This window comes from Cobetia sp. 4B, assembly GCF_018831605.1.
In the GTDB taxonomy this organism is placed as follows: Bacteria; Pseudomonadota; Gammaproteobacteria; order Pseudomonadales; family Halomonadaceae; genus Cobetia; species Cobetia amphilecti.
Map to the genome: position 1 here is coordinate 4,214,945 of NZ_CP059843.1, position 15,023 is coordinate 4,229,967.

Annotated in this window: 12 protein-coding genes; 4 read left to right on the top strand and 8 right to left on the bottom strand. The window is 56.2% G+C overall.

Annotated features, from left to right (window positions below):
* Positions 1-43: 43 nt before the first annotated feature.
* The 3 genes from trmL to pyrE all read right to left on the bottom strand — a co-directional run bounded on the left by trmL (position 44) and on the right by pyrE (position 1,951).
* On the bottom strand, positions 44-517 hold the full coding sequence (gene trmL, locus H2O77_RS17335) for a tRNA (uridine(34)/cytosine(34)/5-carboxymethylaminomethyluridine(34)-2'-O)-methyltransferase TrmL (RefSeq protein WP_054556337.1): 474 nt from the start codon (positions 515-517) through the stop codon (positions 44-46).
* Between the two features lie 143 nt (positions 518-660).
* Positions 661-1,221, bottom strand: a complete 561-nt coding sequence (locus H2O77_RS17340) for a YfaZ family outer membrane protein (protein WP_043331768.1) — start codon at positions 1,219-1,221, stop codon at positions 661-663.
* 55 nt (positions 1,222-1,276) lie between these two features.
* The gene (gene pyrE / locus H2O77_RS17345; RefSeq protein ID WP_107335804.1) at positions 1,277-1,951 is read right to left on the bottom strand and encodes an orotate phosphoribosyltransferase; all 675 of its coding nucleotides are present in this window, start codon (positions 1,949-1,951) and stop codon (positions 1,277-1,279) included.
* A gap of 86 nt (positions 1,952-2,037) precedes the next feature.
* On the opposite strand from pyrE, the gene H2O77_RS17350 reads away from it, so the two are divergent.
* Positions 2,038-2,805, top strand: coding sequence for an exodeoxyribonuclease III (locus H2O77_RS17350; RefSeq protein ID WP_043331765.1), 768 nt, complete (start codon positions 2,038-2,040; stop codon positions 2,803-2,805).
* Between the two features lie 212 nt (positions 2,806-3,017).
* Here H2O77_RS17350 and rph read toward each other — a convergent pair whose 3' ends face one another.
* A complete protein-coding gene (rph, locus tag H2O77_RS17355; RefSeq protein ID WP_043331764.1) occupies positions 3,018-3,764 on the bottom strand; it encodes a ribonuclease PH in 747 nt (248 codons plus the stop codon).
* Between the two features lie 195 nt (positions 3,765-3,959).
* Here rph and H2O77_RS17360 point away from each other — a divergent pair, with 195 nt between their 5' ends.
* A complete protein-coding gene (locus H2O77_RS17360; protein ID WP_043331763.1) occupies positions 3,960-4,823 on the top strand; it encodes a YicC/YloC family endoribonuclease in 864 nt (287 codons plus the stop codon).
* A gap of 93 nt (positions 4,824-4,916) precedes the next feature.
* Here H2O77_RS17360 and H2O77_RS17365 read toward each other — a convergent pair whose 3' ends face one another.
* Together H2O77_RS17365 and H2O77_RS17370 are read right to left on the bottom strand one after the other, a co-directional pair.
* Positions 4,917-7,475 (bottom strand): DUF2357 domain-containing protein, encoded by a 2,559-nt coding sequence (locus H2O77_RS17365; protein WP_215823620.1) that lies wholly within the window; start codon positions 7,473-7,475, stop codon positions 4,917-4,919.
* Positions 7,476-7,517: 42 nt separating this feature from the next.
* Positions 7,518-9,455, bottom strand: coding sequence for a DUF3578 domain-containing protein (locus tag H2O77_RS17370; protein WP_215823621.1), 1,938 nt, complete (start codon positions 9,453-9,455; stop codon positions 7,518-7,520).
* 161 nt (positions 9,456-9,616) lie between these two features.
* Between H2O77_RS17370 and H2O77_RS17375 the strand changes: the two genes are divergently transcribed.
* Entirely contained in the window at positions 9,617-10,045 is a 429-nt protein-coding gene (locus H2O77_RS17375; protein ID WP_054556341.1) for an organic hydroperoxide resistance protein, read from the top strand.
* Between the two features lie 93 nt (positions 10,046-10,138).
* Here the strand turns inward: H2O77_RS17375 and H2O77_RS17380 are convergent, their stop codons facing one another.
* Both H2O77_RS17380 and H2O77_RS17385 read right to left on the bottom strand, forming a co-directional pair.
* Positions 10,139-11,719 (bottom strand): BCCT family transporter, encoded by a 1,581-nt coding sequence (locus H2O77_RS17380; RefSeq protein ID WP_153636711.1) that lies wholly within the window; start codon positions 11,717-11,719, stop codon positions 10,139-10,141.
* Positions 11,720-11,973: 254 nt separating this feature from the next.
* The gene (locus tag H2O77_RS17385; RefSeq protein WP_215823622.1) at positions 11,974-13,629 is read right to left on the bottom strand and encodes a BCCT family transporter; all 1,656 of its coding nucleotides are present in this window, start codon (positions 13,627-13,629) and stop codon (positions 11,974-11,976) included.
* A gap of 265 nt (positions 13,630-13,894) precedes the next feature.
* On the opposite strand from H2O77_RS17385, the gene H2O77_RS17390 reads away from it, so the two are divergent.
* The gene (locus H2O77_RS17390) at positions 13,895-14,932 is read left to right on the top strand and encodes a GlxA family transcriptional regulator (RefSeq protein WP_215823623.1); all 1,038 of its coding nucleotides are present in this window, start codon (positions 13,895-13,897) and stop codon (positions 14,930-14,932) included.
* Positions 14,933-15,023: the final 91 nt, after the last annotated feature.

Here is a 15,023-nt window from a genome sequence, read left to right on the forward strand (position 1 = left end):
GTCGGTCAATCGAGGGCTGGCCGATCAATCGAGGGCTGGCTGATCAATCGAGAATTGCGGCGCCGGCGAAATCGAGCTGACGCCAGCTTTCATAGACGACCACGGCGACGGCATTCGACAGGTTCATGCTGCGGCTGTCGGCCAGCATCGGCAGGCGCAACACCTGCTCGCGGGGCAGGCTGTCGAGCATCGCCTGTGGCAGACCGCGGGTCTCGGGGCCGAACACCAGCGCATCACCGGCCTGGAAGCTGGCCTCGTGCGGCGCGGTGCGCCCACGCGTCGAGAGCGCGAAGACCCGCGAAGGTTTCACGCTTGCCACGAAGTCATCGAGGCTGGCATGGCGCTGCACACGTGCCCACTCATGATAATCGAGACCGGCACGGCGCAGGCGCTTGTCATCCAGCTCGAACCCCAACGGCTCGATCAGATGCAGGCGGTAACCGGTATTGGCACACAGCCGGATGATGTTGCCGGTATTGGGCGGAATCTCGGGCTGATAGAGCACGATATCGAGCATGAGCAGACTCGCGGCAGAAGGCGAAAACAGGGGGCTGGCCGGCGATGCTCACCTGGCCATGACAACGCAAAGCGGGCCCCGAAGGGCCCGCCATCTTACCGCAATGCGTGACTCACGCGGAGCACGCGTTGCCGAGAACCCCCTCAGAACTGCAGACGCATGCCGACCAGCGGGCCGGAATCCAGCGTGCGTTCGTCGCGGTTCTCGAAGTCGGCCTTCACCTTGCGGTAGCCGACATAGCCTTCGACGTTGTCGATGACCTGATACCGTGCGCGCAGGCCGTATTCGTAGCTGTGCTCGAGGTCGTTGCTGGTCGCGACATCCGGAGTCACGTAGCCGTAGCCACCCAGCGAGACGCGCGGTGCGCCCGGCAGGTAGTAGTAGCCATAGCCGCCGAGGCCCAGACCGCCGCCGTCACCGTGGTCGGTGTCGTACTGGCTCCAGCGTGCGCCGAGGCCCACGTCGTATTCACTGGTGCGCTCGGTGCCCAGCAGCTGGACGTGACCGGCCGTGACGTCGTCGTGGTCATCGCTGGACAGGATACCGCCGCCGAGCTGGACGCCATTGCCGATCTCGCCATTGATTTCGCCCTGAACGGCTTCAGTATTCAGGTTGAGGTCAGCGTTGCCGGCCATGGCCGGGGCGGACAGACTGGCAGCGAGGATGGCTGCCGAAAGGCCGAGAATGTTACGGTGAGCTGTCATGTATGCACCTCTGTACGTGACTGGGAAGGTAATGCTGCGCGGGTCATGAACGCTCTCAGGCGCCCTGGAGACCGTATTGCGCACGGTAGTCGCGAATCGCGACCGCATGCCCAGACAGTTCCTGCTGTGCGTATTGTTCCAGATATTCGAGCACCTGGTCGAGCGTCACGATACTGACCACGGGCATGGAGAAACGTGCCTCCACTTCCTGAATGGCGCTGTTCGCCTTCAGGCCTCCCTGGCCATCGGGAGCGCGCTCCTGACGGTCCAGTGCGATCACGACGCCCGCCGCCTTGGCACTCTCGGCGTGGATGATCTCCATCACTTCGCCGATGGCGGTGCCGGCGGTGATGACATCGTCGATGATCATCACGCGGCCTTCGAGGGGCGCGCCGACCAACGAGCCCCCTTCACCGTGGGTCTTGGCTTCCTTGCGATTGAAGGTGAACGGCATGTCACGATCATGATGATCAGCCAGCGCCACGGCCGTCACGGCACCCAGCGGGATACCCTTGTACGCCGGGCCGAACAGCACATCGGCCTCCAGGCCTGATTCGACGATGGCACGCGCATAGAAGCGTCCCAGACGCGCCAGGGCCTGTCCGGAGCGGAATAGACCAGCATTGAAGAAGTAGGGGCTCACCCGCCCGGACTTGAGCGTAAACTCGCCAAACCGCAGCACGTCCTGCTCGATGGCAAACTCAATGAACTCCCGCTGGTAGTCCTGCATCCGATATCACCTTTGAATTCGTTAGCCATTTACCAAATCGTCTAAAGCTCGGGTATCATACAGGCGCGACGAACCAGGGACCACGTATGAAAATCGCTACAGTTAACGTCAATGGTATTCGAGAAGCGGTCAGCCGCGGCTTCCTCGACTGGCTTGCCAGTCAGGACGCCGACGTCGTCTGCATCCAGAACCTCAAGGCCAAGAGCTTCGAGCTCGACGACAGCATCCTCTACCCGGAAGGGTACGAAGGCTACTTCCTGGACGCCGAAAAAGACGGCTTCTCAGGGGTTGGCCTCTATTGCCGCCAGATTCCCAAGGCCATCATGTATGGACTGGGCTTCGAGCAGTGCGATAACGAAGGCCGCTACCTGCAGGCCGATTACGACCGCTTCAGCATCTGCTCTTTCCTGATGCCTGACGGAAGTGATCCGGCTGCCAAGGGCGCCTTCATGGAGCAGTATCAGGAATACCTCAGCAAGCTGCGCCGCAAGCGTCGTGATTACATGATCTGCGGCACCTGGCATGTGGCCCACAAGACTGTCGACCTCGCCAACTGGTCCGACAATCAGATGACGCCGGGCTTCAAGCCGGAAGAACGCGCATGGATGGATCAGGTCTTCGGCCCGATCGGCTTCATCGACGCCTTCCGCGAAGTCAATCGCGATGCCGACCAGTACTCCTGGTGGCCAGCGCTGGACAGTGACCAGCCGCGCGCCCGTCAGGAAGGCTGGCGCCTCGACTATCAGGTCATCGACCCGAACCTGCGTCGTCATATCAAGGACGCCTGGATCGACACCGATGCCACCTTCAGCGAGTTCGCACCGGTCATCGTCGAGTACGACCTCGAGCTGTGATGCACGCTGTCACCCCTTGAGCGTTCGGCCTCGGGCCACCCTGCCAGTCGCATGATGTGCCTTCGGGCACTGACGAAAACGCCCCCATCGCGCAAGCGGTGGGGGCGTTTTCTGTCTGGCATCAAGCGCTCATGACATGACACTCACGACACAGCACTCATGACACAGCACTCATGACATGGCACTCATGACACAGCGCCGTGTCGCAGAACTCAGGCGTCGGCCGGCATGCCGAGTGCGGCGCGCTGCGCGGCGAACAGCTGCTCACCGGTACGCTCGGCGAGATCCAGCAGGGCATTGAGCTCAGCGCGATCGAAGGCCGCGCCTTCGGCCGTGCCCTGCACCTCGATCAGCCCCTTGCCTTCGGCCATCACGACATTCATGTCGGTATCGGCCTTGCTGTCTTCGGGGTAGTCGAGATCGGTGACCGGCACGCCCTTGTAGATGCCGACCGACACGGCGCTGACCAGACTCACCAGCGGGTCGGTCTTGATCTTGCGCTCACGCTGCAGGCCCTGCAGCGCATCGACCAGTGCCACACAGCCACCGGTGATCGCCGCGGTACGCGTGCCGCCATCGGCCTGCAGCACATCGCAATCGATGGTGATGGTGTATTCGCCCAGCTTCTTGAGATCTACCGCGGCGCGCAGCGCACGGCCGATCAGACGCTGGATCTCCACCGTGCGGCCACCCTGCTTGCCACGCGCCGCTTCACGATCATTACGGGTATGGGTCGCACGCGGCAGCATGCCGTACTCGGCGGTCAGCCAGCCCTTGCCGGAACCGCGCAGCCAGCGCGGCACGCCCGCCACGACAGAGGCGGTGCACAGCACGCGGGTCTCCCCGAACTCCACCAGCACCGAACCCTCGGCGTGACGAGTGAACTCACGGGTCAGGCGGATCTCGCGCGGCTGCTCCGGGGTACGGCCACTGGGACGGGTCACGTTGGCTTCGCTCATGGGGATTCCTTGTTGCAGTATTCGGGAGGCCAGAGTCTACACGCCGCAGCCACGGGCGACGACCTTCGCGCCGCGCGGGCCAGACCTGCTCCTGATCACTGGGCGCTCAAGAGCGGCACGCGTACACTTCAGGCTATCAGCGCGGTCGCTCATGCACCGCCTCTCTTCTGACAGCCAACCGACAAGGAGCACGTCATGGTCCACAGCATGACCGCCTTCAGCCGCCAGACCCATGAAGCCGACTACGGCACCCTGACGCTGGAGCTGCGCTCGGTGAACCAGCGCTATCTCGAACCGCACTTCCGTCTGCCCGACAGCCTGCGCGAACTCGAAAGTGCCTTCCGCGAAGGCCTGCGCAAGCGCCTCAACCGCGGCAAGGTCGAACTCTCGCTGCGCTTTGACGCCGAAGCCGGTGCCGACAGCCTCGCCGTCGATGCCAGACGCCTGGGTGAACTCAGCCGCGTGCTCGCCGAAGTCGGCCAGCACTGCCCGGACGCCCCGCAGCCCTCACGCCTCGCCCTGCTCGACTACCCCGGCGTGCTGGTGCGCGAAGGCGCCGATCAAGAACGCATCAAGGCCGATGCCCTCAACCTGTTCAAGCGCGCGCTGGACGAGCACATCGAAGGCCGCGCCCGCGAAGGCGAACGCCTCGCCGAGCTGATCAGCGCACGCCTCGATGGCGTCGACACCCATGTGGCTGAAGTCCGACGCCTGATGCCCGACATCCTCGCCCGTCAGCGCGAGAACCTGCTCGCTCGTCTCGAAGAAGTCCGCGCCACCCTCGACCCGCAACGCCTGGAAGCCGAACTGACCCTGATGGCCCAGAAAGCCGACGTCGACGAAGAACTCGACCGCCTCGACACCCACGTCGGCGAAGTCCGTCGTCAGCTCACCCAGAAAGGCCCCATCGGCCGCCGCCTCGACTTCCTGATGCAGGAACTCAACCGCGAAGCCAACACCCTCTCCTCCAAGTCCGTCGTCGCCGACACCACCCGCTGCGCCGTCGAGCTCAAGGTGCTGATCGAGCAGATGCGCGAGCAGATTCAGAATATTGAGTGATAGCGGCCAACAGCATTAAGAAACTGGCGGATGCCATTGCCAAACTGCCTTTATAGCTTAAGGTAAATTATTCATGGCCTCCGCCAGTCACGGTTACACCATTGCCTCATTGTAAACTTTCTCTACATCCGCAAAAGTTGTTACGCTCTCTAACTGAGTTAAAGTAGTGAGTTTCATTGAATGAGCTATTGGTCGATGTGGCACACGCGTTACCGGAACGTGTAATGTAAGTGGCTTTCCAAGCTCAAATAAATAATATAGCTCAGACGCATTAGAAGCTTTTCCAGCCTGCTCTTCGTCGATCTCATATCGAGGGAGGAGCCTTACGCGCTTAACTGGCCAAAGCTTATCTATTTTTTTGGTGCTAGTTTGGACATCAGATGTAGATGCCAAAGCCAGGTAGCGAATTTCTTCTACAACATGCTGCTTAAATTTACCCAAGAAAGTACTTTGCGGCATGTGATACCAGCGCGCAACCCCTTGTTCAAATGCCTCAAAGTAGCCATTATCTCGCTTACGCTTACCACTTAATGCTACTGTCATTGTTAAATCTGAATATAGTACTTGCTGCATACCAGAATAGGGTATACGTGAAGCCTCTTGTACATATAGATTTTCTTTTATACTTGAGGAGGAATATTTAGTCATTTCTACCGAAGGGGCTACACCAATTTGAGCCCTTAGAAATTCCAATAACCATTGATGCCCACAATACTTCGCCTCAGCTTGACTAGGAAGCAATGCAAAAGCCCCGATCCCAACCTCCTCAATCGCACGAGCATATGGATTATCATGTGCTTTCTGATCAAAAAATCCAGGATAAAGAGCAAATGCTCCAAAAACGGGACGACTTTTTCTCACTAGATAAGAAGCATCAAACTTATCACTTTTTTTATTGGGATCAGTTAAGCGGATTAACGCGTCACGATATCGGTGCATCTGATTGATTGCATCATCTGGCACTCGGTCTATATTGTCGACATCTTCAGACTGATCATCATAACGTCCCTTATAATTCTTTATGCGGTACTTCGCATCAAATATCCAAATAAACTTTTGTGCCTCTTCCGATTGATTATCCCCTGGGATCGTGACTTCTAATACAATATCGGGTTCCTGGCTCACCAGATAGGAACGTATGTCTTTGCCTTTTTTGGTGAACTTTGGCTCATGAGCCAACCTCGCTGTTACACCATCACTTCGCTTGAAACAAAAGGCGCCTGCAAATCCATCTCTTAATTGATACTCAAAATAATCATTTTGAGCTAAACTTATTAATTCACTATCAACCACATTAAAACCAAGCTCATCTTCAAGAATTTTCTTCAGGCATAAAAAACACCATACCTCATAAATCTCAGACACCGACTTCATAGACATACTAGATTGACTGTCAAAGGCATCGAGATAGTATTTCAACTCTTGCCAGACTCGATAAACTGCACTATAACCAGTTTTTTGTTGTAGCACCAATGACTCTCGAGTCATTCCAGAGAAAGAGCCGACCTCGCTAATAAAGCTTTGAGTTAATACTTTATTTAAAGGCTTCTGCCAGCAATGTAGCTCATCTAAAAAATAATTTGATAACCGCTGGTTCTCAGGCGCACTATTATTAGCGCGCAACTTGTTTTCGAAATTTGCTAGTTTTCGCTTACTTTGGCTTACCGCCATCTTGATAAACCTGTTTTCGGGAGTATCAACACTAAGCCTTTTTTTACTCACTCTATATCGCTTATCATATTGCCCAGAAGAAAAATCCTGTTTCACGCGCTCAGCTAGCTTTCTAGGAAGACGTCCCTTTAACTTTGAAGCCTTGATACTATCAATATGCGACTGCAGGCGACTATGGGGTGCTGCACAAACCACTTTGAGTCCCTGCTCAAAACGTAACCTTAAAGCAGCAAAATTCGCTAGCCACATTAAAGGGAAATGACCTCGCTGATTCCCTAGCGCTGTATCTTGCTCAGTTTTTTCTACAAGGCTGAAACGCCACAACGGATAAATAGAATCAATCGCTCGATACATACATGGGAGATCACGATGCAACATCATCTTGACTGGCAGCACTTCGAACGCGATATTTTGTAGATAGATCTTGCCTTCAATTTCAAAAGATAAAGGCAAGCGCATCCATCCTATATCGTTCCCAGTATTTATAGTTCCTGTCAAACGAGCCGGCATTGGCCCTCGTTGCTTTGAGAATCGAAAGGTGTCATTAACATTTTGACTACGGTGCTTTATGCATGCAAACGTCACTTTAGAAAAGAAAACCCACTCAAACTGATATTGGGTATTCTCAAAAAAAATTGGTGAACTTAATAATATATTATCTTTCTTTTTAGGTCCTAAAACATTTGTGGATAGCTCTGTTGCCACAGAAGTACTTGTATTCACCAGGTTTGAACTTGGTTCTAAATGAAAATCAACAAGCTCGATTTCAGGTGAAAAGCGTAACTGGTAACTAGGAGTCGACATATCCTCTGTAAGTACCGCAGAAACATTATTCTCCTTCCAATCCCCATTAGAACTACTAGTGGTCGAACTAGAATTTCTAGCCATAGTGGTATTATACATTTTGACACGCTGACTAATATCACTAGACCAGACTGAAAACTCGTAATCAGGAGTTTGTAATCGAAATAACTCTGGCATAGCTAGACCTCCATATTGTCTATTGCCACTATAAGCAGAAGATCAAGGCCAGAAGCTGGTGAAGGTAGCGCTAACTAATCTTTGCTGCATCCACTCCAGTTTGCTTATAGAGCGACATGGGATATTTAATGTCTTTTCGCTATTACTATCTGTTATTATTTTTTCCCGATAAAGATCTGGCCGCTGAATTAAATTGCTATCGCTTCGATTCAAAATAGATGCGAACTGACTCTGCAGCACAGCTTTCAGCTTTATTAGTATCTCTTCCCCTCCTGCAGTTGTAAGTTTATCACTATCTCCCTCAATGCGAGGAAGCACCTTGCACATCATAAAATCATCCCACATCGCTATCAGACTTTTATCGTCTTGTGGCTGCGCACAAACAACTGCTAATAACAACTCATTAAGCGCACGATACGCCAGCTCGAAAGGCGTACTTTCCAAGCTTTCATTAATCGCCTTCAAAAACACAATACTTTTTTCACCATTACGATCACAAGTTGATTCCAAGTCTAATTGACTTACTTGTGCCTGTAGCGGATAGCTCAAAGCTTTATTTTGAATGGTAGGTGAAAAGAATTCATCAAAGCTATTTGGAAAAAAAGCGCCAAAATCAAAACTAATCGCTCTGTCTATCACTTTCCTAGAAAAGCCATGGGTTGTTTCATCCATATTAACCGTGCCTGCAACGATTAAGTTGAAAGGTATTCCGATGCCATACTGCTCAAACATCTCCCATGCCATATCGTAGGTAGAGCCTTGAAGCCCAAGATCTTCTCTTAATGTGGAGTCTTCTCCTAATTGAGATATTGTAGATGACTTGAGTAACGGGTCGCTACTATATGAGAATGACCCGCCCCTCCATGACCATGAACGTGTCTCTAATATTGAAAGATAATCAGCAAAATACTGCTCTACTGGTGCTAAATTCATCTCATCAAGGCAAAGCCAATAGGGTCTAATTAAGCCAAGGTCTTTGTTATCACCGATAACCTCTAACTGGCCGTTTTTTGATACTTCAAACTTTACTTTTGCAGAAAATATTTCACGCCATGCTTTAACTATGAAAAATAGCACATCTGTAACTACAAACTGCGGCGTTCCATTAAGGCGAGATATGTATCCTAGAAGATCACTTGGCTCATGCCAGTCTGGGCGTACAGAGCTTAAACAATAAGTATCAGCTAGTGACCCAGTTGCCTCTGCTTGTTTACGCACAAATCTAGTTTTTCCTGTTCCTGAAATACCAGCAAGCAAGAGAAACGGTTTATAAATAAATATATCAGGAGTGAAGTTCACAGATAAGCCAACATTATCTGGCTCGTCTACATTATTTGTATTAAAACCGAGCTGCTTAGAGTCATTGACTTCACTCAACTTGGTATCAATGCTGTCAAGAATAGATAACGTCTCAACTCGCTTATAATAGTACAACAATTCGGTAAGATCATTAAAAAGCTCTTCTTCTTCGGGAAGATTATCAAATGCATAAAATTTAGCGGCAATATTTGGCTTTTCATATGATTTCCCAAGACTGGTGGAAGCATTTAGCTGTACATAATCTACATTTTCCCAATCTATTAGTTCGGGTATTTCATTTCGAATATGCTGTACGATAACTTCAGACCTTTTCTCTGAAACAACCTTACCATACTTATCTTTCGGGTTAGTCGTGCCTTGATTAAGTGACAAATAAAAGCCGGAACCATCAGCTTTAAAAAGATATACTGGATATACCCCATCTTTAGTGCTAGTGGTTATTCTCGGATTTAGCATCGAAATCCAAGGTACATTTGCCCAATTACCAGCACCAACACTAGCCTTGACAATAAAATCTGGGTGCTTTGTATGAACAAAGGTCTTAACTCGACCACCTATATCAACTTTAAATAGTTCAGCAATCGCGTGATTAGTAAATGTTTCTTTACAAGCATCCTTCCAGCTACTCAAAAATCTCTCTATATCTTGTATAAGCGGCATAACACTTTACCTGAAATAATTAATTTGAAATCAAAATTAGACTGCTTAGATTAGCAAAGTTAACTTAAAAACCTATCCTAATGTAACCTTGATTTTTCTTTCAGAGCCACCATCTTGTTTCCACCCCTCGACTGAGGGCTTTTCCGCTCAAGGAGTCAGGCATGTCTATCGAACAAGTGCTGTACCGTGCAGAAGCCACTACCACTGGGGGTCGTGAGGGCAAGTCGCGTTCTTCCGATGGGGCGCTGGATGTCACCCTGAGCACGCCGAAGGAGCTGGGCGGTGGTGGCGGTGAAGGTACCAACCCGGAGCAGCTGTTCGCGGCGGGTTACTCTGCCTGCTTCATAGGTGCCATGAAGCACGTGGCCAGCACTGACGGCGTGACACTGCCGGAAGGCCTGGAGATCACCGGCAAGGTGGGCATCGGCCAGATTCCGGCCGGTTTCGGTATCGAGGTGGCGCTGGATATCAGCCTGCCGGGCATGGACAAGGCCGAGGCGGATGCGCTGGTCGAGAAGGCGCACCAGGTGTGCCCGTACTCCAACGCGACGCGTGGCAACATCGATGTGACCCTGAACGTCAGCGTCTGATGACTGATGGCTGATCGCCAGACACGAAAACGCCGCCCCGCGGGGCGGCGTTTTTGATGGTGCGACACGCTCATGGCTTTCGAACGGAGTCGATCAGACGCCCTGCTCGCGCGCCATGCGGCGGGCAATCAGCGGAGCGTTCCACAGGCTGGGTAGCAGAATCAGCGACACCGGCACGGCGGTGACGACGATGAAGGATTGCAGCGCGTTGATGCCGCCATCGCCCATCGAGATCAGCAGCGCCGCGACCACGCCCATCATCAGGCTCCAGAACACGCGCACGCCGCGCGGCGGATTGTCGTGGCCGCTCATCACCATCGAGACCGCGTAGGTCATCGAGTCACCGGTGGTGGCGACGAACAGCGTGGTCAGCACCAGGAACAGCACCGAGATGGTGAAGCCGAACGGCAGCTGCTGGGTGATGGCGATCAGCGCTGCCGGCAGATTGAAGCCGGTGAACGGGCCGGAGACGCTGCCCGGGTTGCTCAGCTCGAAGGCCAGACCGCTGCCACCGATGATGGTGAACCACAGGCAGGTGACCAGCGGCGAGATGACCGCGATCAACAGCACCATCTGACGCAGGGTGCGGCCACGCGAGATACGCGCGACGAACATCGCCATCAGCGGACCATAGCCGATGAACCAGCCCCAGAAGAACAGCGTCCAGCCATTCAGCCAGCCATCGTCACCCCGGAAGGAAGACATGGCGACGAAGTCACCGACGTAGCGCACCAGGCCCTGCGGGAAGGCTTCGAGCAGGAAGCCGGTCGGGCCCATGATCAGGATGAACAGCAGCAGCGCGCCGCCGAGCAGGACGTTGGTGCTGCTCAGGAACTGGATGCCACGGGTCACGCCGCTGACGGCCGACAGGGTATAGATGACGGTCAGCACGAGCAGCAGCGTGAGCTGGGTCGCGTAGGTATCAGGAATGCCGAACAGCGCATTGAGGCCATAGCTGACCTGCAGACCGAGGAAGCCGATGGGGCCGACGGTACCGGCCACCACTGCCAGCACGCAGCAGGCATCGACCAGCGCACCGATGGGGCCACGCATGACGCGGTCGCCGAACAGCGGATAGAGCAGCGTGCGCGGCTTGAGCGGCAGACCCTTCTCGTAGTGCAGGTACATGAAGATGATGCCGGTCAGGCTGCCGAGCATCGCCCAGGCCAGAAAGCCCCAGTGCATGAAGCTCTGTGCCAGCGCGTTGTAGGCGGCATCGGCATTGCCTGTCGGGGCGTCCGCGCCGAACACCGGCGGCGGCGAGGTGAAGTGAGCGATCGGCTCTGCCGCTGCCCAGAAGACACCACCGCCCGCCAGCAACGTGCACAGGATGATGGCCATCCAGCGCAGCGTCGAGATATCCGGCGCCGCCAGCCCGCCCATGCGCACCCGTCCGGTACGGCCGATGGTCAGCACGATGGCGATGACGAAGGTCGCCAGCATCAGCGCTTGCCAGTAGGCACCGAAGTATTGGGTCGAGACACCGAAGGCACTCTGGATGAGCGCGGAGACAGCGTCGAGATCCACCAGTGCGGCGATGGCAAACACTGCCAATACGCCACCACTGATGATGAAGACGGGCCAGTCGATACCTTGCGGGGTGTGTGCGGGTTCAGCGGGGGGATTTACCGGTGTGGCGGAGCCGGACGAAACAGTCCGGGAAGAATCCGTCATTAGTCAGCCTCTGGGCATGATCTGAGTGACGGTGCAGTGTATCAGCCGTAAAACGCTGAACTATGACACAAGCCATTGTTTTTACACCCATGTAACGCGACGTATCACCAAGCCTACAGCCGTTTTACATCCGGGCATCGGTGATAACAACTCATGACCTCCCTCGGCTGCCCTCTTCGGGCCATGCCAGACTGATCCGTGCATGACGACATGCAAAGGCCGCCCGAGTGGGCGGCCTTTTTCACATCAGCCAGTTACAGCCCTTGCTCACGCGCCATCTGCCGCGCGATACGCGGCGCATTCCACAGACTGGGCAACAGCACCAGCGAGACAGGCACCGCGGTCACCACGATGAAGGATTGCAGCGCATTGATGCCGCCATTGCCCATCGAGATCAGGATCGCTGCCACGACACCCATGATCAGGCTCCAGAACACACGCACGCTGCGTGGCGGATTGTCGTGCCCGCTCATCACCATCGAGATGGCGTAGGTCATCGAATCCCCGGTCGTGGCCACGAACAGCGCCGACAGAATCAGGAACAGCACCGACATGATGAAGCCGAACGGCAGCTGCTGGGTGATGGCGATCAAGGCCGCCGACAGATTGAAGCCGCTGAACGGGCCCGAGACGCTGCCCGGGTTTTCCAGCTCGAAGGCCAGGCCGCTGCCGCCGAGAATGGTGAACCAGACACAGGTCGCGAGCGGCGACAGGATGGTGATCAACAGCACCATCTGGCGCAGGGTGCGCCCCCGCGAGATACGTGCGACCAGCATCGCCATCAGCGGACCGAAGCCGATGAACCAGCCCCAGAAGAACAGCGTCCAGCTATCCAGCCAGCCGCTGTCGCCGCGGAAGACCGCCATCGGCACGATATTGTCCAGGTAGTCGACCATGCCCAACGGGAAGGCCTTGAGCAGGAATTCGGTCGGCCCGAAGAGCACGATGAAGAACAGCATCGCGCCGCCGATCAGCACGTTGGCACTGCTCAGGAACTGGATGCCGCGCATCACGCCACTGACGGCGGACAGGGTGTAGACGAGGGTCAGGATGGCCAGCAGCACCAGTTGCGTCGCGTAGGTATCGGGAATGCCGAACAGCGCATTGAGCCCGTAACTGACCTGGATACCGAGGAAACCGACCGGCCCCACGGTGCCCGCGATGACGGCCAGTACGCAGCAGGCATCGACCAGCGCGCCGATCGGCCCACGCATCACGCGTTCTCCGAGCAGCGGATAGAGCAAGGTGCGCGGCTTGAGCGGCAAGCCCTTCTCATAGTGCAGGTGCATGAAGACGACACCCGTCAGGCTGCCCAGCACCGCCCAGCCGAGAAAGCCCCAGTGCATGAAGCTCTGTGCCAGCGCATTGTAGGCGGCATCGAGATTGCCGACCGGAGCATCCGGTCCGAAGACGGGCGGCGGCGAGGCGAAGTGCGCGATGGGCTCTGCGGCGGCCCAGAACACGCCACCACCGGCCAGCAGGGTGCACAGAATAGTCGCCATCCAGCGCGGCGTGGAGATGTCAGGCGTCGCCAACCCGCCCAAGACCACGCGCCCCGTGCGCCCGAAGGTCATGCCGACGGCGACGAGGAAGGTCACGATCATCAGGCCCTGCCAATAGGCACCGAAGTAGGTGGTCGAGAAGTCGAAGGCGTGATTGATCAGGGCCGACACGCCGTCCAGGTCGATGAGCGCGGCGGCGACGAACAGCGCCATCACGCCTCCACTGAGGAGGAAGACCGGCCAGTCCAGACTGCGGGAGCTGTTGAGCGCGGTGAGCTCGGAATCAGGCAGTGCTGCGGCTTGATCGGGAGAGGATGTGGTGTGATCAGCAAGAGATGCGGCGTGATCGGAAAGGGGAGCTGCTTGGGTTGCGGAGCCGGACAAGGCAGTCCGGGTGGTATCCGTCATTAGTCAGCCTCGGGGCATGATCTGAGTGACGGGGCAGTCTAACAGGCGAGAAAGCGCCGAATATGACACAAGTGATTGTTTTTACACCCATGTAACGCGACGTATCATCAAGCCAACAGCCTCATTACATGCCTGCCACCCCGTAACCGCCAGCGAGAGGCTCGCCGCGGGAGCGCGCAGCTGCGAGGATGGAGTCTCACGGTGGCCAGCCTGCCAGTCGCCTTCGATCCACTGCCGCTCGCGGCCCCTGCAACGAACGCAAGCCATGACCTCGCCCCGTCGCCGCGACTTCACCCCCGCGATGAAGCGTCGCAACCAGCATCTGCTCAAGGACGTGACCTGTGCCCAGAGCGCACCGCTCAATGTCGCCTTCATTTTACTGGAGCACTTCTCGATGCCCGCCTTCACCAGCGCCCTCGATGTGCTGGTCACGGCCAATCTGCTCCGCGATGTCCCCTTCTATCGCATTCACACCTTCGGGGTGACGGCGGGCAGCGTACGCAGTGATCTGGGCATCGACATCATGGCCAGCGCCGGGCTCGAGTCGCTGGGGCAGGCACAGATCGACATGATCATCGTGTGCGGCGGCTACCGGGTGCAGCTGGACGAGATTCCCTTGCTGAGCGAGGTCTTGCGGCGAGCCGACCACCAGGGCTGTCGCCTCGGCAGCCTGTGGAATGGCAGCTACTTCCTGGCGGCCGCCGGCGTGATGGCGGGCCATCGCTGCACCATCCATCCCGAGAATGCGGCGCTGTTCAGCGAGTCATTCCCCCAGCTGGAGCTGTCGCGTGCCCCGCTGGTGGTGGAAGCGGCGCGCTTCAGCTGCACCAATGCCGGCAGCGCCCTGAACATGATGCTGGAAGCCATGCGCCAGCGTCACGGCGATGACCTGGCGCGCAGTGTCGAGGAAATCCTCGCCTGCGAGCGCCCCGCGACGCCCAGCCCCTGGCATCCGGACCAGACGCTGCCCGCGCCGGACAGCCAGCACCCGGAGGCACTGCGCACCATTCTCGAGCTGATGAGCAACAACCTCGAGGAGCCTTTGAGCATGAGCGAGATCTCGCACTGCGTGACGCTGTCACGCCGCCAGATCGAGCGCCTGTTCACCCGCCATCTGGATACCACGCCCTCGCGCTACTATCTGGAGCTGCGCCTGACGCGGGCACGCCAGCTGCTGACACAGGGCAGTGCCAGCATCACCGAGGTCACCGTGGCCTGTGGCTTTGTCAGCACCACCCACTTCAGCCACTGCTTCCGCGATTACTTCGGCATGTCGCCGACGCGCGCGCGTCAGCAGCGCTGACGGTGCCCCGTTGCTGACTTGCCGGTGCCGCTCCCAAGACTTTCCGCCACTGAAACGCAAGACGCCGCCCCGAAGGGCGGCGTCTTGCGTT

Excerpts from the sequence above, each read along its gene's own strand:
- H2O77_RS17385 (WP_215823622.1), bottom strand. The coding sequence starts at position 13,629 with ATGACGGATACCACCCGGACTGCCTTGTCCGGCTCCGCAACCCAAGCA.
- rph (WP_043331764.1), bottom strand. The coding sequence starts at position 3,764 with ATGAGCGAAGCCAACGTGACCCGTCCCAGTGGCCGTACCCCGGAGCAG.
- H2O77_RS17390 (WP_215823623.1), top strand. The coding sequence starts at position 13,895 with ATGACCTCGCCCCGTCGCCGCGACTTCACCCCCGCGATGAAGCGTCGC.
- trmL (WP_054556337.1), bottom strand. The coding sequence starts at position 517 with ATGCTCGATATCGTGCTCTATCAGCCCGAGATTCCGCCCAATACCGGC.
- H2O77_RS17350 (WP_043331765.1), top strand. The coding sequence starts at position 2,038 with ATGAAAATCGCTACAGTTAACGTCAATGGTATTCGAGAAGCGGTCAGC.
- H2O77_RS17380 (WP_153636711.1), bottom strand. The coding sequence starts at position 11,719 with ATGACGGATTCTTCCCGGACTGTTTCGTCCGGCTCCGCCACACCGGTA.
- pyrE (WP_107335804.1), bottom strand. The coding sequence starts at position 1,951 with ATGCAGGACTACCAGCGGGAGTTCATTGAGTTTGCCATCGAGCAGGAC.
- H2O77_RS17370 (WP_215823621.1), bottom strand. The coding sequence starts at position 9,455 with ATGCCGCTTATACAAGATATAGAGAGATTTTTGAGTAGCTGGAAGGAT.
- H2O77_RS17340 (WP_043331768.1), bottom strand. The coding sequence starts at position 1,221 with ATGACAGCTCACCGTAACATTCTCGGCCTTTCGGCAGCCATCCTCGCT.
- H2O77_RS17360 (WP_043331763.1), top strand. The coding sequence starts at position 3,960 with ATGGTCCACAGCATGACCGCCTTCAGCCGCCAGACCCATGAAGCCGAC.
- H2O77_RS17365 (WP_215823620.1), bottom strand. The coding sequence starts at position 7,475 with ATGCCAGAGTTATTTCGATTACAAACTCCTGATTACGAGTTTTCAGTC.
- H2O77_RS17375 (WP_054556341.1), top strand. The coding sequence starts at position 9,617 with ATGTCTATCGAACAAGTGCTGTACCGTGCAGAAGCCACTACCACTGGG.